The sequence below is a fragment of the Streptomyces sp. CA2R106 genome (genome assembly GCF_037034245.1).
GTDB lineage: Bacteria > Actinomycetota > Actinomycetes > Streptomycetales > Streptomycetaceae > Actinacidiphila.
Map to the genome: position 1 here is coordinate 1 of NZ_JBAGKC010000247.1, position 207 is coordinate 207.

The 207-nt window shown below is 68.1% G+C and carries 1 protein-coding gene; it reads left to right on the plus strand.

Annotated elements, in window-relative coordinates; genetic code table 11:
• On the plus strand, positions 1-207 hold a 207-nt coding region (locus tag WA788_RS35955; protein WP_335984774.1), incomplete at both ends, for a hypothetical protein.

The window sequence follows — 207 nt, forward strand, 5'->3', positions numbered from 1 at the left end:
GCAGGCGTGTGGGGAGTTCGTCGAGGCGTTCGCGGAGCGCGGGGCGCGACGGATCGCGGTCGACTACGCCTCCCACACCGCACATGTTGAAGCGATCGAGGACCGGTTGGGCGAGGATCTGGCGGGACTGTCCCCGGTCAGTAGTCCGGTGCCGTTCTATTCGACGCTTGAGGCGCGGGTGGTGGATACCGCCCAGCTGGATGGCGG